General features: G+C 68.3%; 21 protein-coding genes. 14 read left to right on the top strand and 7 right to left on the bottom strand.

Annotated elements, in window-relative coordinates:
• Nucleotides 1–67 precede the first annotated feature (67 nt).
• From ATK36_RS19795 to ATK36_RS19810, 4 genes are all read left to right on the top strand, one after another.
• On the top strand, nt 68–1,291 hold the full coding sequence (locus ATK36_RS19795) for a MurT ligase domain-containing protein (protein ID WP_098515023.1): 1,224 nt from the start codon (nt 68–70) through the stop codon (nt 1,289–1,291).
• Nucleotides 1,284–1,991 carry a type 1 glutamine amidotransferase gene (locus tag ATK36_RS19800; protein WP_098512896.1) on the top strand — a complete coding sequence of 236 codons (708 nt, stop codon included), beginning with the start codon at nt 1,284–1,286 and terminating at the stop codon, nt 1,989–1,991. Before ATK36_RS19795 ends, ATK36_RS19800 begins: the two co-directional genes overlap by 8 nt.
• Nucleotides 1,992–2,482: 491 nt before the next feature.
• Nucleotides 2,483–3,409 carry a HAMP domain-containing sensor histidine kinase gene (locus tag ATK36_RS19805; protein ID WP_245914911.1) on the top strand — a complete coding sequence of 309 codons (927 nt, stop codon included), beginning with the start codon at nt 2,483–2,485 and terminating at the stop codon, nt 3,407–3,409.
• A gap of 2 nt (nt 3,410–3,411) precedes the next feature.
• A complete protein-coding gene (locus ATK36_RS19810) occupies nt 3,412–4,080 on the top strand; it encodes a response regulator transcription factor (protein ID WP_098512898.1) in 669 nt (222 codons plus the stop codon).
• A 239-nt stretch (nt 4,081–4,319) separates the two neighbouring features.
• Here the strand turns inward: ATK36_RS19810 and ATK36_RS19815 are convergent, their stop codons facing one another.
• The 5 genes from ATK36_RS19815 to ATK36_RS19835 form a co-directional block, all read right to left on the bottom strand.
• Nucleotides 4,320–4,721, bottom strand: a complete 402-nt coding sequence (locus tag ATK36_RS19815; RefSeq protein ID WP_098512899.1) for a CoA-binding protein — start codon at nt 4,719–4,721, stop codon at nt 4,320–4,322.
• Nucleotides 4,722–4,756: 35 nt separating this feature from the next.
• Nucleotides 4,757–5,323, bottom strand: coding sequence for a hypothetical protein (locus ATK36_RS19820; RefSeq protein ID WP_098512900.1), 567 nt, complete (start codon nt 5,321–5,323; stop codon nt 4,757–4,759).
• 47 nt (nt 5,324–5,370) lie between these two features.
• The gene (locus tag ATK36_RS19825) at nt 5,371–5,874 is read right to left on the bottom strand and encodes a VOC family protein (RefSeq protein ID WP_098512901.1); all 504 of its coding nucleotides are present in this window, start codon (nt 5,872–5,874) and stop codon (nt 5,371–5,373) included.
• Nucleotides 5,875–5,973: 99 nt separating this feature from the next.
• On the bottom strand, nt 5,974–6,831 hold the full coding sequence (locus tag ATK36_RS19830) for an alpha/beta fold hydrolase (protein WP_098512902.1): 858 nt from the start codon (nt 6,829–6,831) through the stop codon (nt 5,974–5,976).
• Nucleotides 6,828–7,298, bottom strand: a complete 471-nt coding sequence (locus tag ATK36_RS19835) for a DUF1579 family protein (RefSeq protein ID WP_098512903.1) — start codon at nt 7,296–7,298, stop codon at nt 6,828–6,830. The genes ATK36_RS19830 and ATK36_RS19835 overlap by 4 nt, the downstream gene beginning before the upstream one ends.
• Before the next feature lie 151 nt (nt 7,299–7,449).
• On the opposite strand from ATK36_RS19835, the gene ATK36_RS19840 reads away from it, so the two are divergent.
• The 6 genes from ATK36_RS19840 to ATK36_RS19865 all read left to right on the top strand — a co-directional run bounded on the left by ATK36_RS19840 (nt 7,450) and on the right by ATK36_RS19865 (nt 14,005).
• Nucleotides 7,450–7,875, top strand: a complete 426-nt coding sequence (locus ATK36_RS19840) for a hypothetical protein (protein ID WP_098512904.1) — start codon at nt 7,450–7,452, stop codon at nt 7,873–7,875.
• Between the two features lie 31 nt (nt 7,876–7,906).
• Complete coding sequence (boxC, locus tag ATK36_RS19845; protein WP_098512905.1) at nt 7,907–9,544, top strand: 2,3-epoxybenzoyl-CoA dihydrolase; 1,638 nt, start codon at nt 7,907–7,909, stop codon at nt 9,542–9,544.
• Between the two features lie 4 nt (nt 9,545–9,548).
• The gene (gene boxB, locus ATK36_RS19850) at nt 9,549–10,970 is read left to right on the top strand and encodes a benzoyl-CoA 2,3-epoxidase subunit BoxB (protein WP_098512906.1); all 1,422 of its coding nucleotides are present in this window, start codon (nt 9,549–9,551) and stop codon (nt 10,968–10,970) included.
• A gap of 10 nt (nt 10,971–10,980) precedes the next feature.
• Nucleotides 10,981–12,546 (top strand): benzoate-CoA ligase family protein, encoded by a 1,566-nt coding sequence (locus ATK36_RS19855; protein ID WP_098512907.1) that lies wholly within the window; start codon nt 10,981–10,983, stop codon nt 12,544–12,546.
• Entirely contained in the window at nt 12,543–13,397 is an 855-nt protein-coding gene (locus ATK36_RS19860; protein ID WP_098512908.1) for an amidohydrolase family protein, read from the top strand. The genes ATK36_RS19855 and ATK36_RS19860 overlap by 4 nt, the downstream gene beginning before the upstream one ends.
• A 122-nt stretch (nt 13,398–13,519) precedes the next feature.
• Nucleotides 13,520–14,005 (top strand): RNA polymerase sigma factor, encoded by a 486-nt coding sequence (locus tag ATK36_RS19865; RefSeq protein WP_098512909.1) that lies wholly within the window; start codon nt 13,520–13,522, stop codon nt 14,003–14,005.
• A 529-nt stretch (nt 14,006–14,534) separates the two neighbouring features.
• Here ATK36_RS19865 and ATK36_RS19870 read toward each other — a convergent pair.
• Nucleotides 14,535–14,987 carry a MarR family winged helix-turn-helix transcriptional regulator gene (locus ATK36_RS19870; RefSeq protein ID WP_098512910.1) on the bottom strand — a complete coding sequence of 151 codons (453 nt, stop codon included), beginning with the start codon at nt 14,985–14,987 and terminating at the stop codon, nt 14,535–14,537.
• 159 nt (nt 14,988–15,146) lie between these two features.
• On the opposite strand from ATK36_RS19870, the gene ATK36_RS19875 reads away from it, so the two are divergent.
• A complete protein-coding gene (locus tag ATK36_RS19875; protein ID WP_098512911.1) occupies nt 15,147–16,283 on the top strand; it encodes a dipeptidase in 1,137 nt (378 codons plus the stop codon).
• Nucleotides 16,284–16,330: 47 nt separating this feature from the next.
• Nucleotides 16,331–16,735, top strand: a complete 405-nt coding sequence (locus ATK36_RS19880) for a LapA family protein (protein ID WP_098512912.1) — start codon at nt 16,331–16,333, stop codon at nt 16,733–16,735.
• A 54-nt stretch (nt 16,736–16,789) separates the two neighbouring features.
• Here the strand turns inward: ATK36_RS19880 and ATK36_RS19885 are convergent, their stop codons facing one another.
• On the bottom strand, nt 16,790–17,551 hold the full coding sequence (locus ATK36_RS19885; RefSeq protein ID WP_245914913.1) for a hypothetical protein: 762 nt from the start codon (nt 17,549–17,551) through the stop codon (nt 16,790–16,792).
• Nucleotides 17,552–17,638: 87 nt separating this feature from the next.
• Here ATK36_RS19885 and ATK36_RS19890 point away from each other — a divergent pair, with 87 nt between their 5' ends.
• Nucleotides 17,639–18,430 carry an Abi-alpha family protein gene (locus ATK36_RS19890; RefSeq protein WP_098512914.1) on the top strand — a complete coding sequence of 264 codons (792 nt, stop codon included), beginning with the start codon at nt 17,639–17,641 and terminating at the stop codon, nt 18,428–18,430.
• 5 nt (nt 18,431–18,435) lie between these two features.
• Entirely contained in the window at nt 18,436–19,680 is a 1,245-nt protein-coding gene (locus ATK36_RS19895; RefSeq protein WP_098512915.1) for a DUF445 domain-containing protein, read from the top strand.
• The last annotated feature ends 53 nt before the right edge of the window (nt 19,681–19,733 follow it).

Consider the following 19,733-nt stretch of genomic DNA (forward strand, 5'->3'; position numbering starts at 1 on the left):
ACCGCAGCGGAGAGCAGGGTCACGCTCTCAGGAAATTCACAGCGCATACAGCGCACCGTTCATGTCGATGTCCATACGTCTGCGTACCCGGGCGTCAGTCGCCGCGGGGCGGCTGACTGCGTGGTTTTCGCGTACCGCCGGGCTGGGACGCGGTGGGGTGATCGGCGGGCGGGTCACCCTCCGGCTCGACCCTGCTGTCCTCCGCCGCCTCGGCCAGGAACGCACGGTCGTGCTGGTCACCGGCACGAACGGCAAAACCACCACAGCACTGATGATCACGCGCTCCCTCGAAGCCCTCGCCGAGGTCGCGCACAACGGCGACGGCGCGAACATGCCGGACGGCCTGGTGGCCGCGCTGGCAGCGAGCCCCGAAGCGCCGTACGCGGTGCTGGAGGTGGATGAGACGTACGTGCCGTGGGTAGCTATGCAAGTCCAGCCTGCGGCGCTCGTGTTGCTGAACCTCAGTCGCGACCAGCTGGACCGTGTCGGCGAGGTACGCATGCTGGAACGCGATCTGCGTACCGCCTTCGCCAATTTGCCACGCACGGTCGTGATCGCCAACTGTGACGACATCCTGGTCACGTCCGCGGCGTCGGCGGCGGCACGCGCTGTGTGGGTCGGTACCGGACGACGGTGGTCCGGAGACTCCGGGGCGTGCCCGCGTTGCGGTGGGGCCGTAGACCACGCTGATCGCAGCTGGAGCTGCGCGTGCGGTTTTGAACGCCCCAACCCGACGTGGTCGCTTGAGGGCGGCCTGGTGACGACGCCCGGTGGCCGCGCGGTGGATCTCGACCTACGGCTGCCCGGTGAGGCCAACCGTGCCAACGCTGCGCTCGCGCTCGCCGCCGCGCAATGCGTCGGCGTACCGCCGCACACGGCCGCCGCGCGGTTGCGCACCATCACCGACATCGGCGGGCGCTACCGCACAGTACGGCGTACGCGGCATTCGGTGCGGCTGATGCTCGCCAAGAATCCGGCGGGGTGGGCGGAAACGCTGCGGGTACTGGACGAGGACACCCCGGTGGTCGTCGCGGTCAATGCCCAGGAAGCCGACGGCCGGGACCTGTCCTGGCTCTGGGACGTGCATTTCGAACGGTTGCGGGGCCGCCAGGTGGTGGTCACCGGGGAACGCTCGGCGGATCTCGCGGTGCGCCTGTGCTACGCCGAAGTGGCGCACTGGTCGGCGCCGGATCCGGTGCAGGCGATCGACACGTTGCCCCCGGGTGGCGTGGAGATCGTCGCGAACTACACCGCCTTCCGCGATCTGGTCGGCCGGCTGCCCGATGCGTGATTCCACTGTCCGCATCGGACTGCTGCTGCCCGAGGTGCTCGGCACCTACGGTGATTCCGGCAACGCGCAGGTGCTCTGCAAACGCCTGCAGTGGCGTGGGCAGGACGCCGAGGTGGTACCGATCTCGCTCTCCTCGTCCGTACCCTCCACATTGGACTTGTACCTGCTCGGCGGCGGCGAGGACGGGGCGCAGGTACTGGCCGCGGAGTTCCTTCGCGAGGCGACCGGGCTGCGCCGGGCCGCGGCCGCGGGCACCCCGGTGTTCGGGGTGTGCGCGGGCCTGCAGATCCTCGGCACCCGGTTCCACGGCTCGGACGGCCTGGACCACTCCGGCCTCGGGCTGCTCGACGCGACGACGAAACCGGCGTCGCGGCGTGCGGTGTCCGAACTGGTCGCAAGCCCAGAGCTGTTCGACGCACCGCTCACGGGGTTCGAGAACCACCAAGGGGAGACGACGCGGGGGCCGGACAGCGCACCGCTGGGCCGCGTCGTTCGCGGCACCGGCAACGGTGACGGCACCGAAGGCGCGGTGACCGGCCACGTTATCGGTACCTACCTGCACGGACCGGCGCTGGCGCGGAATCCGGCATTGGCCGATCTGCTGCTGTCCTGGGTGCTCGGGCATCCGCCGAAGCCATTGGAGCTGAGCGAGGTCGAAGTCCTGCGGGCTGAGCGGCTGAGTGCGCGCCGGTCACGATGAGCGCACTGTCTCCTCGTTACGCTGCGTACGTGAGACTCGTCGCCGCCGCAGGCGTCCGGATGCGGACCACTGTCGTCGCAGTGTTTGCGCTGGCTTTGGCCATCGCAACTGCCTGTGTCGTCGTTGTGCTGCTACTAGACGAGTCGCTCGACCGCAGTGTGACCGAGAGTGCGCGCGGTACGGCGCGACAGGTCGCTATCCAGCTCGTCCGCGAAGGAGCGCGAGACCTGTCTGCGAGCGATGTCGCCAGCACAGGTGACACCGAAGCAGTGACGCAGGTGCTTGGCTCCAATACGCGTCCAATCGCCAGCGACCCGTCCATCGTCGGACATCCGCCGCTCACTGGCGCGCGCCCACTGCCTGGGCAGGAAATCGTCGAGACTCTGCCACTCGGGCTGAACGGCGACGGCGCCGAGTACAGGGTGGTGTCGCAGGGCGTACGTGGCCCTGGCGGACCGTACACGGTGATTTCCGCTCGGTCGTTGGAGCCGGTGGCTGAGGCGTCGACGCGGCTGACGCTGCTGCTGGCGTTGATCTCGCTGCCGCTGCTGGCCATCGCCGGCTTCGCGGTGTATCGCGCGGTGGGGTCGGCACTACGGCCGGTGGAACGCATGCGCCGTACGGTCGCGGAGATCTCCACCCGTGACCTCGCTTCACGCGTGCCGTTGCCGCCCGGCGGGGACGAGGTACACCGGCTGGCCGTGACGTTGAATGAGATGCTCGGCCGGCTAGCCTCCGCACAGTCCGCGCAACGCCGGTTCGTCGCCGACGCCAGCCACGAACTACGCTCGCCGCTGTCGACCATCAGCACCGCACTCGACGTGTCGAGCCAGCACCCGGAAACGACCGACGAGCTGGTCCCGGTGATCACCCGCGAAACCGTGCGGTTGCGGGAACTCGTCGACGACCTGCTGATGCTTGCGCGCACGGACGACACCACCGACCGTCCGGCGCAGACCGAGGTGGACCTCGACGACATCGTGCGCGCCGAGGCGGAACGGGTGCGGGCGGAAACGCCGGTGGAGATCGAGGTGCGGGCCAGGCCGGCGAAGGTGTGCGGCAGCGAGGCACAGCTTCGGCGGGCTGTGCGCAACCTGGTGGACAATGCGTGCGGGCACGCCCGGGAGCGGGTCCGGATCGCCAGCTCGGTGCGGGGCGGGCTCGCGCTGGTGGAGGTCAGCGACGACGGTCCCGGGGTCGCCGAGGCCGATCGGGAGCGGGTGTTCGAACGGTTCGTGCGGCTGGACGCGTCCCGGCGGCGCGGCGGGACCGGGCTCGGCCTGCCGATCGTGGCCGGGATCGCGGCCCGGCACGGGGGCCGGGCGCAGTACGTCGACCTCCCCGACCCGAGCTACCCGGGCGCGCATTTCCGCATCGAGCTGCCTCAGATCGAACTGCCCCGGATCGGACAGGAGTGACCATGCGACTGTTGATCGTCGAGGACGAAATGGAGTTCGCGGAGACCCTGCGTCGCGGACTGATCGCCGAAGGCTTCACCGTGGACGTCGCGCACACCGGCCGGGACGGGCTGTGGTCGGCGACCGAACACGACTACGACGCCGTGGTGCTGGACATCATGCTGCCCGAGCTGTCCGGCTACGAGGTGCTGAAACGCTTGCGCGCGGCGGAAAACTGGACGCCGGTGCTGATGCTCACGGCGAAGGACGGCGAGTACGACGAGGCCGACGCGTTCGACCTCGGCGCGGACGACTACCTGTCCAAGCCCTTCTCCTTCGTGGTTCTGCTCGCCCGCCTGCGCGCGTTGCTCCGCCGTGGTGCGCCGGCTCGTCCGGCGGTGCTGACCGTACGCGATCTGCAGCTCGATCCGGCGGCCCGCACTGTCCACCGTGGAGAGACGCGGATCCAGCTGACTGCGCGGGAATTCGGGTTGCTGGAATTCCTGTTGCGGCGGCAGGGCGCGGCGCTGACCAAGAACGAAATCCTCGGCCACGTCTGGGATGCGCACTATGAAGGCGACGAGAACGTGGTCGAGGTGTACGTCGGTTACCTGCGGCGGAAGATCGATGCACCCTTCGGGACCCAAACCATCGAAACGGTGCGTGGGGTGGGTTACCGCGTGATTCCGTGACCGGTAGTGAAGGGACCCTTCACAGGTGGGTGCTCACGGGGTGTCGGCAAAGTCGGTGTGAGGGGGCGCAGACTGCGGAGGTCTGTGAAGGGGCCCTTCACGGACTCTGAGTCTGTGAAGGGGCCCTTCACGGACCCGGGACAGGTCTGGCGCGTGTCGTCGATGATGACGCGGCAGCCACGGCTCTCGCTGCTGATCACGGGTCCTCGACCGACTTTGCCGGGACCCTAGGGGGATGCTCAGGTGAAGGAGATCCGTCCGATTGCGCGAACCACGGCGGTGCATCGGTTCTCGACGTACGCCAGCCCTGCCTCCTCGGCGATGCGCCGGGCTTTCTCGGACACGATCCCTTGTTGCAGCCAGAGCGCTTTCGCGCCGATGGCGACTGCCGAGCGGGCCACCTCGGGGGTTTCCACGGACGGGCGGAAGACGTCGACCAGGTCCACCGGTTCCGGAATGTCCTCCAGCTTCCGGTACACCTTCTCGCCGAGCAGCTCGGTCGCCGACGGGTGCACCGGGATGATCCGGAACCCGTGCGCCTGCAGCACGGCCGGCACGGCGTGTGCCTCCTTCGACGGGTCGCGGCTGAGGCCGACCACGGCGATCGTGCGGGCACCGGCGAGGATTTCTTCTGGCGTCATATCGCTAGAACGTTCGCGCGGCGTCGGTGATTCCGTCACAGCCGCCACAGGCGCAGGCCGCGAACCCGATAGACCGGCCACAGCACGTGCCACGGCGATCGACGGAGGAACGCAGCACTGCAAGCCAGAATGTTGCGGGCGGAGGTGATCGCCACCTCTTGGCGGTCCGGCCACGCCTCGCCGCGACCGCCGATCGACAGCCGGAAGACGGTGAGCAGCCCGCGTCCTTGCAGGTCGTAGCGCGCACCGGTGTCCCCGCTGTCCGGGTTCAACCGGGCAATCTCCGCGCCGTATGCGCGCGGTGATTCGAATCCGGCGGGTACGTCTGCCACGCTGCCAGCGATCGTCTTGCCGTGTAGTCGCTGTACGAAGCGACGCAGCAGTCGGCGCTCCCACCACGGCAGCAACCGCCGGTGTGCGAGCAACGCCGCGCATTCGGTGTGGCCTAGCGAAAACACCGTGGCCGGCTCGTCGTACTGGCTCACTGTGGCCGGCTCGGCGAGGTGTACGCGCACTTCGTAACGTACGTGTGCGACGAGTTCGTCGAGCACTTCACGCCGGTCGAGTCGTGCTTTTGCCCGTGATGCCGCCCAGTCGCCCATGGCTCTCCCTCGGGTCGGGATGTCTCCCGCGCACCGTAGCCGCAGGCTTAGCCGATTTTCGAGCCGTACATCTCACCGAGGTCGTCAGCGATCAGCTCGATGCGCGCGCCGTCCGGGTCGGCGAAGTAGATCGACGTGCCGCTCTCCTCCTGGTACTGCACGCCCGCCTGGTCCAGCCGCTCCCGCGCGCCTGCCCACGCTTCCGGAGTCAGCGACAGCGCGAGGTGATGCAGCCCGCCGAGTACCTCCGCGTACGGGCCGAGATCCAGGCCCGGCAGGTCGAAGAAGGCCACTGCGTTGCCATTGCCCACGTCGAAGAAGAAGTGGCTGGAACCCGGGTAGTCGCGGTTTTCGATCAGCTCGGTGAGTGGGAAGCCCAGCACGTCCTGGTAGAAGGTGATGGTCTGTTCGACGTTGCTGGACAGCAGTGCGGTGTGGTGGATCCCGCGCCCGACCGTCGGCTGCCGGGTCACCGCGGGGTGCAGGTGCTTGTCCCGCAGCCGGTCGCGGGCCTCGGTGAGCTGGGCGATCTCGGTCTGGGTGGGTGCCATTTCGGTCACGTCCTCTCTGGGAGCCAATACCGGGAACGGTACGCCCACAGTATCTCGCACGCAAGAGGTTTTCTGGCGAGATAATCCAAGGGGTGACGATCAGTGGCCGGCGATCCGCCGGACACCGGCGACCACCCGTGGCCACACCTGCGGCGGCAGATCGTGTCCCATCCCCGGCACCAAGTCGAGGTCGGCGCCCAGCGCCCGTGCGGTCGCCCGTCCGCCGGACACGCGCACCAGCGGGTCTTTCGTGCCGTGCACCACCAACGCCGGCAGGGAAAGGCGACGCAATCCGGCGGTGCGATCCGACGCGGAGAGGATGGCGCTGAGCTGCCGCGCCGCCCCGCTTGGGTTCACGCCCCGGTCGTAGGTGCGCTCGGCACGTGCCCGCATGCGCTCCTCGTCGAACGGATAGCCGGGCGAGCCGAGCATCCGGAACGTGTTCAGCGCCCGCGAGACGTACTCCTCGCGGGTCCGCGCTGCCGGGGCGAGCATCGCGGCCGCGGCGCGGAAACTCGGCGTCCCCACGAACCGGGCTCCGGTCGTGGACATGATGGAGGTGAGCGACCGGACCCGATCGGGACGGCGGATCGCCAGCTCCTGCGCGACCATTCCGCCCATCGAGGCGCCGACGACGTGCGCCTGTTCGATATCGAGCGCGTCGAGCAGGGCGGCCGCGTCGTCCGCGAGGTCGCCGAGTGAGTACGGCGCGGAATGAAGCAGCAGCGCCCGCGCGAGGCCGGCCCGCCCGGACACCCACGACGAGCGCCCGACGTCGCGGTTGTCGAAGCGGATCACCCGGAACCCGGCTTCGGTGAACTGCGCACAGAGCTCGTCGTCCCACCAGATCATCGGCGCGGCGAGGCCCATCACCAGCAGCAGCGGCGGGTCCGCGGGATCGCCGAACGTCTCGAAGCACAGCTTCAGACCGTTCGCTTCGATCTGCTGCTCGGTCATCGCGTGGCCGTTTTCGTGTAGCGCGCCCGCAGGAACGGGCTGAATTCGAGGTCGTCGCCGAACCGCACATCGATCTCGTGGGTCAGGACGTCGCCATCCGGGGTCAGGCGGTGCTGCGCGACCCCGCGGTCGGTGTGCTTCTCCAGGTGCAGGGTGCCCTCGTGCCAGCTGCCGCGGGCGGGTGCGGCGGGTGGGAAACCGTAGCTGTCGAAGCCGTACCAGAGCGTCTCGCCGGTGTTCGGATCGACCGTGAAAACGTTGTGCCCCAACAGTTGTGAGCCGTCTTCGCGAGTCTGGACATAGTCCTGGACGAGTGCGAAACCATCGAGCGAGCAGCGGTAGTCGCAGGTGGCGGTGGCCGTCGAGGCGGGCGCCCACGGCGCTTCGGCGAGCTCTTCGGTGCCGGTCCATTCGCCGGCGAAGGCGGTGAGAGCTTCGTGCTCCGGGCCGCGGGTGGGCAGATCCATCGGACTCCCTCCATTTCGACAGGCGCTCGACGGGCGCCTGTCCAAGGTGACATTAGCGAGTCGCTCCGGCGCCGATGGGTGTCTTGCCTGGGCCGCGTGATGCGCGGTACCGTCGCTAGAGCGATCTATCAAATCGGCAAGGGGGCCCGTGATGGATGTGCTTCGCGAAAAGGGACTCGCACCGCTGCGGGTGATCCTGGCGTTCTCGGTGCTCAGCACCGGTTTTCACTACTGGCACATGGTCGCCCGGCCGCGGGCGTACCCGTCAATCCCGGGGCTCGACGAGACCGTCGGCCAGGTCGGGGTCGGCGTGGCCTGGGTCGTCTTCACCGTCGTCGCGGTGCTCGGTTACCGCGCTTACCTGCAGGAACGCTATCGGCGGGCACTCGTACTGCTGCTCGTCTACTCGCTTTCCGGGCTGGTCACGGCGGGGCATTTCCTGATCGGATTCCCCGATTTGCCGCGAGTCTGGCTCATTCCGCTGGTCGGGGACACGGTGGCCGCCGTGGCGCTGTGGGCGTTCGTGAGCTGGGCCTGGGCGGCGCTCAACCGGGTACGAGTCTCTACACAACATTGACGCTCGTCGAGTTCGTGTAGACAATCGGAGGGTGACCACCACGACACCTGTCACCTTCGAGCGCCATCCGGACCGCTACCGGCACTGGCGGCTGACCGTCGAAGGCGAGGTTGCCTGGCTCGAGATGGACGTCGATGCCGAGGGCGGGCTGGTGCCGGGATACGAGCTGAAGCTGAACTCCTACGACCTCGGCGTCGACATCGAGTTCTACGACGCCACCCAGCGGCTGCGCTTCGAGTACCCGCAGGTGCGCGCGGTGATCGTGACCAGCGCCAAGGACAAGGTCTTCTGTGCCGGCGCGAACATCAGGATGCTGGCGGCCTCGCCGCACGAGTGGAAGGTGAACTTCTGCAAGTTCACCAACGAGACCCGCAACGGGATGGAGGACGCCACCGAGTTCTCCGGCCAGACCTACCTGGCCGCGGTGAACGGCAGCTGCGCGGGCGGTGGCTACGAGATCGCGCTGGCCTGCGAGAAGATCCTACTGGTGGACGACAATTCGGCCACGGTCGCGTTACCGGAGGTGCCTCTGCTCGGGGTGCTGCCGGGGACCGGTGGGCTGACCCGGCTGGTGGACAAACGCCGGGTCCGCCGCGACCTCGCGGACGTGTTCGCCACCCGGCCGGACGGGTTCAAGGGCCGGACCGCCCTCGACTGGCGGCTGGTGGACGAGCTGGTGCCGCGTGCAGGGTTCCGGGAAAAGGTGCTGGCCCGAGCGCGTGAACTGGCCGCCGAGTCCGGCCGGTTGCCCGCGGAGGAAGGTGTCGAGCTGGCCCCGTTGGCCCCGGCGGTGACCGAGGGGGGCATCGAGTACCGGCACGTCCAGGTCGTCTACGACCGGCCGAATTCGCTGGTCACCATCACCGTGCGCGGCCCGTCCGGCGAGCCTGGGCTTGACGGCTGGTTGCTGCGGCTGACGCGCGAACTCGACGACGCGATCCTGCGGCTGCGCACGAACGAACCGGACCTCGGCACCTGGGTGCTGCGCACGGCAGGCGATCCGGCGCAGGTGCTCGCGCACGAAGAGCCGGTGCTCATCGGGAAAGACTGGCTGAGCAACGAGATCCGGCACTATTTCAAGCGCACACTGAAACGGCTGGACGTCACCAGCCGAACCTTGGTCGCGTTGATCGAGCCGGGCAGTTGTTTCGCCGGGACGCTGCTGGAGATCGCGCTCGCCGCCGATCGTCAGTACATGTTGGACGGTCCGCCGATCGATGATGAGGGCTCCCCGGAACGTGCGTCGATCATGTTGTCCGAAGCCAACTTCGGCCTCTTCCCGATGGGAAATGGGCTGTCCCGGCTGCAATCCCGGTTCTACGGCGACGAGGACCACTTGGCGTGGCTCGCGCGGGAACGCGGCCACGTACTCGACGCCGCCGAGGCCGTGGAGCTGGGTCTGGTCACCGACGCGCCGGACGATCTCGATTGGACGGACGAGATCCGGCTCGCGCTGGAGGGCCGTGCCTCGCTGTCGCCGGACGCGCTCACCGGGATGGAGGCCAACCACCGTTTCGTCGGCCCGGAAACCCTGGAGACCAAGATCTTCGGGCGGCTCACCGCCTGGCAGAACTGGATTTTCACCCGGCCGAACGCCGCGGGCCCGGAGGGTGCGCTGCGGCGCTACGGCACCGGGCAGAAGGCGGTCTTCGACAGGAAGCGGGTCTGAACCGATGCCGGAAACAATCGACTACGACGCCAAGATCCCGAACAACGTGCACCTCGCCGACGACCGGCGGCTGCAGCGCGCGCTGGAGGGCTGGCAGCCGAAGTTCCTGAACTGGTGGGGCGAGATGGGTCCGACGCTGGCGACCGAGGGCGTGTACCTGCGCACCGCGGTCAGCGTCGGCCGCGAGGGCTGGGCGCACTTCGACCATGTGAACGTGCCGGACTACCGGTGGGGGATCTTCCTCGCCGAACGGGACCCGGGCAGGCAGATCGCGTTCGGCGAACACCAGGGCGAGCCGGTGTGGCAGCAGGTGCCCGGCGAGTACCGGGCGGATCTGCAGCGGCTGATCGTGATCCAGGGCGACACCGAGCCGGCGTCGGTGGAGCAGCAGCGGCTGCTCGGGCTGACCGCGCCTTCGTTGTATGACCTGAGAAACCTGTTCCAAGTCAATGTGGAAGAGGGCAGGCACCTGTGGGCGATGGTGTACCTGCTGCACGCCTATTTCGGCCGGGAGGGCCGGGACGAGGCCGAGGGGCTGCTGCTGCGCAACTCCGGCAGCCCGGACGCGCCGCGGATCCTCGGCGCGTTCAACGAGGAGACGGCGGACTGGCTGGCCTTCTACATGTTCACCTACTTCACCGACCGGGACGGCAAGTATCAGCTCGGCACGTTGAAGGAGAGTTCGTTCGACCCGTTGTCGCGAACGTGTGAGTTCATGCTGAAGGAGGAGGCGCACCACATGATGGTGGGCACCACCGGCGTGGACCGGGTGGTGCAGCGCAGTGCCGAGCTGATCCACGAGCACGACACGTACGACATCGCCGCGCACGGCGGAATTCCGCTCGAAATGATCCAGCGGTATCTGAACTTCCATTACACCGTTTCGCTGGATCTGTTCGGCAGCGAGACCTCCACCAACGCGGCCAACTATTACACCGCCGGGCTCAAAGGCCGCTGGCAGGAGACCCGGTGCAAGGACGATCACAAGCTCACCGACGACGCGCGAATGCTGGACCGTCCGCGCGACGACGGTACCTGGACCACCGACGAACTGCAGGCGATCCTGCTGCTCAACCTCGATCTGCGCGCGGAGTACACCGCGGACTGCCAGACCGGGGTGAACCGCTGGAACAAGATCCTCTCCGACGCGGGCATCGACTTCCGGTTCCGGCTGCCGCACCCTGGCTTCAACCGCGACGTGGGCATAAACTCCGGCCACCACGTGACTCCGGACGGCACGCTCGTCGACGAGGCCACGTGGGAGGCGGCCCGGCACCAATGGCTGCCGACGGCGGAGGACCTGACGTTCGTCCGCTCGCTCATGTACCCGGTGTACGAGCGGGGGAAGATCGCGAGCTGGGTCGCGCCGCCGCGGCAGGGCATCAACGGGAAGCCGTTCGACTACGAGTACGTGCACCTCACCTGAGGGGGACGACATGACGGTTCCCGGGGGCTTCAACGCCGCGGAGTTCCTGCTCGCCCAGGGGCGACCGGACGCGACCGCGGTGGTGTCGGTGCGGCGGACGCTGAGCTATGCCGAGCTTTCCGCGGAGGTGCACCGGGTCGCCGCGGGACTGCGGAAGCTGGGGGTGCGGCCGGAGGAACGCGTGATGTTCTGCATGGTCGACGACGTGGAGCTGCTGACCGGGATTCTCGGCGCGATGCTCGCCAGCGCGGTCGCCGTCCCGGTGTCCACTATGGTCACCGGGCTTGAGCTGGGAAAGGTGCTGGCGGATTCGCGGGCCAGGGTGCTGTGCGTGTCCGGGGAGTTCGCCGAGTCCGCGGCGGCCGCGCTCACCAGTGCGCCCGAGGTCGCCGACCTGGTACTGGACCGGGCGGACCCGGCCGCGTTCCCCTCCGGGCCGCGGGTGCACCGATGGGCCGAAGTGGCCACAGTGGACGAATCTTTCCAGGTGTCCACTTGGGACGATTCACCGGCGTTGTGGCTGTACACCTCCGGCACCACCGGACAGCCGAAGGGCGCGATGCATCGGCATGCTTCGATCCGGGCGATATGCGAGACGTACGCGCATCAGGTGCTGGACACCACGTCGTCGGACCGTTTTCTGTCGGTGCCGAAGCTTTTCTTCGCCTACGGGCTGGGGAACTCGGCGTTCTTCCCGCTCGCCGCGGGGGCCATCACCCTGCTCGAACCGGCTCGCCCGACGCCCGCGCTGTTCGCCGCGCGTGCCAAGGCGGATCGGCCGACGCTGTTCTTCGGGGTGCCGACGTTCTTCGCCGCGCTGCTGGCCAGCGACGTTCCGGATGATTCGTTTTCCTCGGTACGGTGCGCGATTTCGGCCGGTGAACCGTTGCCCGCGTCGTTGTTCAACCGGTTCCGCGCACGGTTCGGGGTGGAGATCCTGGACGGGATCGGGTCGACCGAGGCGTTGCACATCTTCCTTTCGAACCGGCCGGATCTCGTCCGGCCGGGCAGTACCGGGGTGGCGGTGCCGGGGTATCGGATCCAGCTGCGAGACGAGCGGGGAGTGTCGATCGAGGAGGCGGGGAAGCCGGGCGAGCTGTACGTGTCCGGTCCGTCGATCGCGACCGGATACTGGGCTCGGTATGCGGCCACGAAACAGGTGTTTCAAGGAGAATGGCTGCGGACCGGGGACAGTTACGTCCGCAACGCCGATGGCACCTACACTTGTCTCGGCCGGTTCGGGGACATGCTGAAGGCGGGCGGGATCTGGGTGTCACCGTCCGAAGTGGAGGAACGCTTGCTGGAGCATCCCGCGGTGGCGGAGGTCGCGGTGGTGGCCGCGCCGGACGCCGACGGGCTGGACAAGCCGGTGGCGTGCGTGGTCGCGGCGCCGTCCTCGGCGGTGCCCGCCGAGGAACTGATCGAGTTCTGCCGGTCCGGGCTCGCCGCGTTCAAGCGGCCGCGCGCCGTGGTGGAGCTGGCGGAGCTGCCGAAGACCGCGACCGGGAAGATCCGCCGCAACGTGCTCCGTCAGCTGGTCCGGGAATCGCTGCAGCAGCCGCAGCCGCAATCATGATCGACGGTCACTTCGTGGTGGACGCCCACGTGCACACGCCGCGGCTGCCTACGCTCAAACCCGCGTGGCTGGACTGGGCCCGCGATTACGCCGGGGACTACCCGTGGCGCACCGTCTATGACGAAGCCGGTTCGGTGATTCCGTCCGCAATGGACGATCTGATGGCGCGTGAAGGCGTCGACCGGGTGCTGCTCTTCTGCGACTACAGCCCGCGGGCTACCGGAATACAGTCCATTGAGGACAATCTGCCGCTGGTGGAGTACAACCCGGAGCGTTTCCGGTTGGTGGCGAACGTGAACCCACACCTGCACCACCCGCTGCGCGACGAGGTGCGACGACAACTCGCCCTCGGCGCGGTAGCATTGAAGATCCACCCGGTGCACGGCGCGTTCTCCCCGGCGGACAAGGAACTCTACCCGGTCTACGACCTGTGCGCCGACCGTGGGGTACCGGTGATCCTCCATTCCGGACTGTCGGTTTTCCCTGGCTCTCGGTCGAGTTTCGGGGATCCGCAGCTACTGTCCGATGTGGTCGAAGACTTTCCGTCGGTGAATTTCGTTTTCGCTCACGGCGGCCGTGGCTGGTGGTACGACGTGGCTGCGTTCATGGCCCAGTCAAGGCCGAACGTGTGGCTGGACTTGGCTGGGCTGCCGCCGAAGAAGCTGCCGGAGTACTACGCCCGGTTCGATCTCGTGCGGCTGGCCCGGAAATGGGTTTTCGGCACCGATTGGCCGGGCGTCCCCGGCACCGCGGCGAACGTGCGTGCCGTCGCGGATCTCGGCCTGCCGGTGGAGATCCTGAAGAACGTCCTGTCCGGCAATGCCGTGCGGCTGATGCCCGGCCTTTCCTGAGCCGCGAGCGGCCGCCTGGATACCATGATCACCTGATCTGGCGTTATGCCTGCTTTAGTGGATCCGTCCGCTCGCCCGCCCTCGTCAATGTCGGCAATGGCTTTCGACGAAGGGATCCCGGAATGCTGCATGACGACGAAGTTCGCAGATTCGGCTCACGCGTCGCCCGCGTACTCGCGACGACTCCGGGCTTCCGCACCGATGCCGAGGACGCCTGCCAGGCCGCGTGGCTGGAATTCCTGACCTGCCACAGCCAGATCCGAGACCGGGACCGCCTCGGCGCCTGGCTGACCACCGTCGCCCGCCGGCACGCGATCCGCGCCATGATCCGCCGAACGCGGGCCACCTACCTGCCCGCACCCGACGAACCGTCCCCCGAAACCACCCTGCTCGACGACGAGCGAGCTGCCGCCCTGTGGTGCGCTGTAGCCGAACTTCCCGAACGCGCTCGGCGCCTGCTGTTGCTGATCGCCCACCACCCGGAACTGAAACCCGCCGAACTGGCCGCCGAGGTGGGCATTTCCCCGGCCAGCGTGAGCAAGCTGCGCCGCCGCTACCTGGACCAGGTCCGGCGGAAACTGGAGATCCAAGGGTTTCACCATGCTTGACTTCGGGGTTTGTGGCGGGTGCTTGTGTGGGTTTTTGTGCGGCTTTGGGGCTGTTGCCGCGGGTTGTTACTCACGTCCCGGAGCTGGTTTCTGCCGTGTCAGGCTGCTTTCCGGCACTCCCGGCCCGGCCTTCCGGCGGGTCTGGCGCTGTCTCGTGCCGCGCGTGGCCCTGACCCGCGCGTGGTCCCAACTTCAGGCGTCGCGCCTTCACGGACCTGCTGCTCAGGACGTCAATCCACAACTCCAGGCGGCTGTGGATCACCGGGTCTGCAGGCCAAGAACGCGGGGGGTGGGGCGGTACGCTGGAGGAGGGACGCCCCCGGGAGGGTGGGGGTTTGTCCGGGCGGGGGAGAGCCGCGAGGCGACCAATTGTCGGCCGTGGGTGACGGCGGGTGAAGTCGGCGGGATGGCGGCTTCTGTGACCTGCGACGCGCGGCCGGTGTGGCTGGCGGCGTTGGCTGAGGACTGTGGTCGAGTCCGCCGCCGCGAGGGGCCGCAAGCCAATTACCCGATTGTGCACCCGCGGGGGTTAGCCGTTCACCGACCGCAAGGTTCGCATGGCGTTGGCCAGGGCGGCGGCATCCTCGCCGAGGGGGGTCAGGACGATGCGGCGCAGGATTTCCGCGCAGGCGGCTCTGGCTCGGGTCGCCACGTCGAGGCCGTGTTCGGTGAGGGCGGCGTAGGTGACTCGGCGGTCGTCGGGGCTGGGGATGCGGCAGAGGAGGTCGGCGGCGGCGAGGCGGTCGGCGACTTTGGTGAAACCGCCGCTGGACAGGGCTGCTTCGGTGGCGAGGCGGGTCATCGGCATGCGGTGTTCCGGTGAGCGCACCAGGCGCATCAGGATGTCGAAGGAAGCGGGGGCCAGATCGAATCGGGTGGCCAGTTCGGCCATCAGGGTGTCCTGGGTGGCCAGGTAGCCCTCGATCACGAGGCCCCACCAGGTCACGATCTCATCGTCGTCGGTGTGTGGATCGGGGGTCACCGGGCGAAGTCTACCGTATAACTCTCTCCTGAATATATCTTCTATAGAAGATGTTATCTTGGAAGCAACCCTGCGGAGGTGCTAGCGAGAACACCCCGGCTCGCGCATGACCCCGAAAGCGAGCAGGACCGCCCGGTTCTGGCTCGCTACGGTCTGATCATGACTTCCACAGACCTGGCGCGCGCGACGAACCTGCTGGACAAAGTGATCCTGGCCGACGGTCACAACGATCTGCCCTGGGCGTTGCGGTTGCAGGCCGGTCCGAATCCGGTCGACGCCGCGGCCGGGCTCGACCTGACGGCGCGGCAGCCGGGGCTGCACACCGACTTTCCCAAACTGGCGGAGGGGCGGCTCGGCCTGCAGTTCTGGTCGGTCTACGTGCCGTGCGAGTTCGAGGGCGACAGCGCGGTGACCGCCGTTCTCGAACAGATCGAAGTGGTGTACCAGCTCGCCGAGCGCTACCCGGATCGCCTGCGCCTGGTGCGCACCGCGGACGAAGCCGAAGCCGCGCACGCCGACGGGCGGATCGCGTCGATGCTCGGTGCCGAAGGTGGGCATAGCATTGCCGAATCGCTTGGTGTGCTGAGGATTCTGCGGCGCCTCGGGGTGCGGTACCTGACCCTCACGCACAACCTCAACACCACCTGGGCGGACTCCGGCACCGACGAACCGGCACACGGCGGGCTGACCGATTTCGGCCGGGATGTCGTACGCGAGATGAACCGGATCGGCATGCTCGTCGACCTTTCGCACGTCGCACCCAGCACCATGCGGGACGCACTGAAAGTCACCGACGCTCCGGTGATCTTCAGCCATTCGTCGTGTCGCGCGGTGAACGACCACCCCCGCAACATCCCCGACGACGTACTCGCGCAGCTGCCCGGTAACGGCGGCGTCGCGATGGTCACGTTCGTGCCGTCGTTCGTCTCCGCGGCGGCCACCGCCTGGGACGAGCGGCTCAAGGCCGCGATGACCGAAGCCGGACAGGACTTCCGCGACCTCGGCCGGCGCACGCGTTTCGCCGAAACCTGGGACGCGCCACCCAAGCCGAGGTCGACCGTCGAGGACGTCGTGGCGCACGTCGAGCACGCGCGTGAGGTGGCCGGGATCGACCACATCGGGCTCGGCGGCGACTACGACGGGGTCGGGGCTTTGCCGGAGGGGCTGGAGGACGTGTCCAAGTACCCGGTGTTGTTCGCCGCGTTGACGGCTCGCGGCTGGAGTGACGAGGACTGCGCGAAACTGGCCGGGCAGAACACGCTGCGCGTACTGCGGGACACCGACCTCACCCATTAGGGGGACACGAACTGGCGAAACCTCGCGCGCGGGCGGACGATCGTGGTATGTCGCACGCGCGAGGCGACGACCCTGGCTGGGTCGCGAAATCGGAGACTCCCGAGGTGCCGGGCGGCGAGGTGCCCGGCGCGCCCGGACCGGCCGGTTCCGGCCCTGGTCCGGGCTCAGCCGAGCCGCCCCCGCAGGCCAAGGCACGCAAGCTCAAGCCCACTCGAATCAGCGGCACCTGGATCGCGGTGATCGTCGCGATCGCCGTGCTGGCGCTGCTGTTGATCTTCATCCTGCAGAACCTGGACCCGGCGACCGTGAACTTCCTCGGCGCCGCCGGCAGCATGCCCCTCGCGGTGGCGATGCTCTTCGCCGCGATCGCCGGCGCCGCCTTGGTCGCCCTGGTCGGCGGGGCGCGCATTCTGCAACTACGCAAACAGGCCCGGCGACGACACCGCCGCTGACCGGCAAGGCTGTGAAGGGGCCCTTCACGGAATCAGAGTCCGTGAAGGGCCCCTTCACAGCCCTTCAGCGGGCGCCCGCCACGTGAGGAATGCGATGGCAGCGGCAGGGGAGCCGGTGGTCTGGAGACGGTCGGCGACCGTCGTCCCGGTGCAATGGCGCCAGAGCGCGTCTGCGTCGGTGGACAGGGTCGCCAGTGGCGAACGGGAAGTGGCGGCCCCCGGGGCGATAGTCCAGCCGGCAACGGTCGCCCGCGCGGTCCACTGGCCGGCATCGGTCACGCGGCAAGCCACCTGACGGCCGGGACGAGCAGTGATCTCCCGCAAAGCCGACGGCAGGCCGCGCAGCAACGTGTCCACGACCGGTGTCCGGAATTCCGGCTCATCCAGCAACGAGGCGTCCACCGCCTCGCGGATCTGCTGCTGCCGCATCCAAGACCACGAGTAGTCGCGCGCCAGGATCAGCCAGACCGGCACATCCTCCACCAGTTCGTCCGCGTCTCGGTGCTTCCACAGGTCGGTCAGCTGCGCGGTGCTGTCCACGAGCATCGAGAACAGGACTTCCGGCGACAGGCGGCTCACCGCGGGCAGCCAGTGCCCGGCGAAACCGTCTCCCGGTGGATGATCGTCGCGGACGCGGGACAAGCGGACGAGTTTCGCCCCCAGGATCCGGGCGGCCAGCTCGTGCACGGTCGCCCCGGCGGCCGGGGTGGCCCAGTCGTCGCGGCTCAGGCCGGACAGGACGGCGACCAGCGCCTGCTCCTCCCTGGCCAGCAGGGGCAGCACATCGATCGGCGGGCCCCACGGTGACGTGGTCATGCCGGACATCCAACACGGTCGCCGTTCCGGGGCGGCTCCGGCTACCCGCAGGTAGCATCAGCGCGGACTGCGAGAAGGAGCACGACCGTGGACTACCAGCGACCGAACGGCCGGGCCACGGCCGAGGACGTGGCCAATCTGGCTCGCCGGGCCGGGAAACTGGCGGGCTGGGCGGCGCGCACCGGCTTCGAGCTGACCAGGAAGCTGCCTGGCATCGACACTGCCGAGCGTGGCCTGCGCCAGGTCGAGCGCGGTCTGCTGAGCGAACTTCGCCGGCGCCTCGACGAGGTCGACGACCCGTACCACGCTGCGCTCGCCGCGGCCTCGGCGATGAACCGCTCCGACTCCACAGGCCGCGTCGTGGAGGCCTCGGTGATGCTCGTGCCTTCGCGCGCGCACACGGAACCGCTGCGTGCGGCGATGGCCGAATTGCTCAACCATTCCATCAGCTTCGGCCGCGACCGGGCTCGCGAATATCTCTACGCGATCATCCTCCGCCAGCTCACCCCGGACGAAGCACGCATCCTCGCCGCGCTGTCCGACGGTTCGCCGTTTCCCGCGGTGGACGTCGCCGAGCGCACCGGGATCGGGGGCACCGGCCGGACAGTGCTGCGCAACGCGTCCACGGTCGGCAAGGCGGCCGGGGTCGCGCTGCCGGACCAGGTGCCCGCCTACCTGACCCGGCTGATCGGGCTCGGCCTGGTCGACCTCGACGAGGAGGTGCCCGCGCTGGAGACCCAGTACGAGATCCTGCTGACCGACGAGACCGTGCGCGCGGCCGAGGAACAGGTCAAGCGCTGCAAGGTGATCCGCCGGACGGTGCACATCTCCCGGTTCGGCGCGCAGTTCTGGCACGCCTGCGACCCGAGCCTGGGCTGAGGCCGATGGGCGCGTTCCTCGCCGGCGTGCTCGACGACTTCGCCCGGCACTGGCCGCTCTATGTCTCGATCCCGGTCGTCGCCGCGCTGATCGGCTACGGCACCAAGCTGGTCGCCATCCGGATGATGTTCGCCCCGGTCGAGTTCATCGGCATCAAGCCGTTCCTCGGCTGGCAGGGCATCGTGCCCAAACGGGCCGCGCGGATGGCCAGCATCGCCTGCGACACGATGACCGAGCAGCTGATCGAACCGGCCGAGGTGATCGACCGCCTGGACGCCCGGCGGATCGCCAAGGAGATCGAAGAGCCGATGCTCGCCGCGGTCGAGGACATCGTGCGCGAGGTCGCCGGGCAGTACCAGGCGCAGCTGTGGGAATCGCTGCCGGACCAGGTGCAGCGGCTGGTGATCCAGCGGGTGCAGGCCGAGGCGCCGCGGATGATCGAGGCCGTGCTGGCCCTGATCCGGTCCGATGTGGACAGTGTGTTCGACCTCAAGGGCATGGTGGTCACCAGCCTGGTCAAGGACAAGCGGCTGCTGAACCGGATCTTCCAGGAGGCCGGTGATCAGGAATTCACGTTCATCGCACGCTCCGGGCTGGTCTTCGGCGGGCTGATCGGGGTGATCCAGATGATCGCCTGGGTGCTGTTCAAATTCCCGCCGATCATGCCGCTGTTCGGCCTGTTCACCGGCTGGTTCACCGACTGGCTCGCGCTGCGGATGATCTTCTACCCGATCGAGCCGAGGAAATACTTCGGCATCACCTGGCAGGGCCTGTTCCTCAAGCGCCGGGCCGAGGTCGCCGAGGCCTACGGTGCGCTGATCGCCAAGGAGATCATCACCCCGCACAACGTGATCGAGGCGGTGCTGCGCGGCCCGCTGTCGGACCGGGTGCTCGCGCTGATCCAGCGGCAGCTGGACATCGAGCTGGGCCGGGCGGGGACGCTGGCCAGACCGCTGCTGGTGTTCGCCATCGGCAGCCGCCACTACCAGGACATGAAACTGGCCATCTCCGAGCAGATCATGGCCCGGCTGCCGGAGACCATGAGCTATCTGGAGGACTACGCCACCGACGCGATGGACATCCGGAACGTCTTGGTGAGCAAGATGAAGGAACTGTCCCCACAGGAATTCGAGCAACTGCTGCGCCCGGCCTTCCAGCAGGACGAGTGGATCCTGATCGCGACCGGCGCGGTGCTCGGTTTCGCCGTCGGCGAGGCCCAGGTGCTCCTGCTGGAGCACCTCGCCGCCTGACTCGCGCCGCAGGGCTGTGAAGGGTCCCTTCACGGACTCAGCGTCCCTGAAGT

The sequence above is a fragment of the Amycolatopsis sulphurea genome (genome assembly GCF_002564045.1).
In the GTDB taxonomy this organism is placed as follows: Bacteria; Actinomycetota; Actinomycetes; order Mycobacteriales; family Pseudonocardiaceae; genus Amycolatopsis; species Amycolatopsis sulphurea.

Bases quoted from the DNA above. Each gene is read 5' to 3' on its own strand.
- ATK36_RS19810 (WP_098512898.1), top strand. From the start codon at position 3,412: ATGCGACTGTTGATCGTCGAGGACGAAATGGAGTTCGCGGAGACCCTG.
- ATK36_RS19830 (WP_098512902.1), bottom strand. From the start codon at position 6,831: ATGACCGAGCAGCAGATCGAAGCGAACGGTCTGAAGCTGTGCTTCGAG.
- ATK36_RS19815 (WP_098512899.1), bottom strand. From the start codon at position 4,721: ATGACGCCAGAAGAAATCCTCGCCGGTGCCCGCACGATCGCCGTGGTC.
- ATK36_RS19865 (WP_098512909.1), top strand. From the start codon at position 13,520: ATGCTGCATGACGACGAAGTTCGCAGATTCGGCTCACGCGTCGCCCGC.
- ATK36_RS19875 (WP_098512911.1), top strand. From the start codon at position 15,147: ATGACTTCCACAGACCTGGCGCGCGCGACGAACCTGCTGGACAAAGTG.
- ATK36_RS19885 (WP_245914913.1), bottom strand. From the start codon at position 17,551: ATGACCACGTCACCGTGGGGCCCGCCGATCGATGTGCTGCCCCTGCTG.
- boxB (WP_098512906.1), top strand. From the start codon at position 9,549: ATGCCGGAAACAATCGACTACGACGCCAAGATCCCGAACAACGTGCAC.
- ATK36_RS19800 (WP_098512896.1), top strand. From the start codon at position 1,284: ATGCGTGATTCCACTGTCCGCATCGGACTGCTGCTGCCCGAGGTGCTC.
- ATK36_RS19820 (WP_098512900.1), bottom strand. From the start codon at position 5,323: ATGGGCGACTGGGCGGCATCACGGGCAAAAGCACGACTCGACCGGCGT.
- ATK36_RS19795 (WP_098515023.1), top strand. From the start codon at position 68: ATGTCCATACGTCTGCGTACCCGGGCGTCAGTCGCCGCGGGGCGGCTG.
- ATK36_RS19860 (WP_098512908.1), top strand. From the start codon at position 12,543: ATGATCGACGGTCACTTCGTGGTGGACGCCCACGTGCACACGCCGCGG.
- ATK36_RS19880 (WP_098512912.1), top strand. From the start codon at position 16,331: ATGTCGCACGCGCGAGGCGACGACCCTGGCTGGGTCGCGAAATCGGAG.
- ATK36_RS19840 (WP_098512904.1), top strand. From the start codon at position 7,450: ATGGATGTGCTTCGCGAAAAGGGACTCGCACCGCTGCGGGTGATCCTG.
- ATK36_RS19835 (WP_098512903.1), bottom strand. From the start codon at position 7,298: ATGGATCTGCCCACCCGCGGCCCGGAGCACGAAGCTCTCACCGCCTTC.
- ATK36_RS19895 (WP_098512915.1), top strand. From the start codon at position 18,436: ATGGGCGCGTTCCTCGCCGGCGTGCTCGACGACTTCGCCCGGCACTGG.
- ATK36_RS19855 (WP_098512907.1), top strand. From the start codon at position 10,981: ATGACGGTTCCCGGGGGCTTCAACGCCGCGGAGTTCCTGCTCGCCCAG.
- ATK36_RS19825 (WP_098512901.1), bottom strand. From the start codon at position 5,874: ATGGCACCCACCCAGACCGAGATCGCCCAGCTCACCGAGGCCCGCGAC.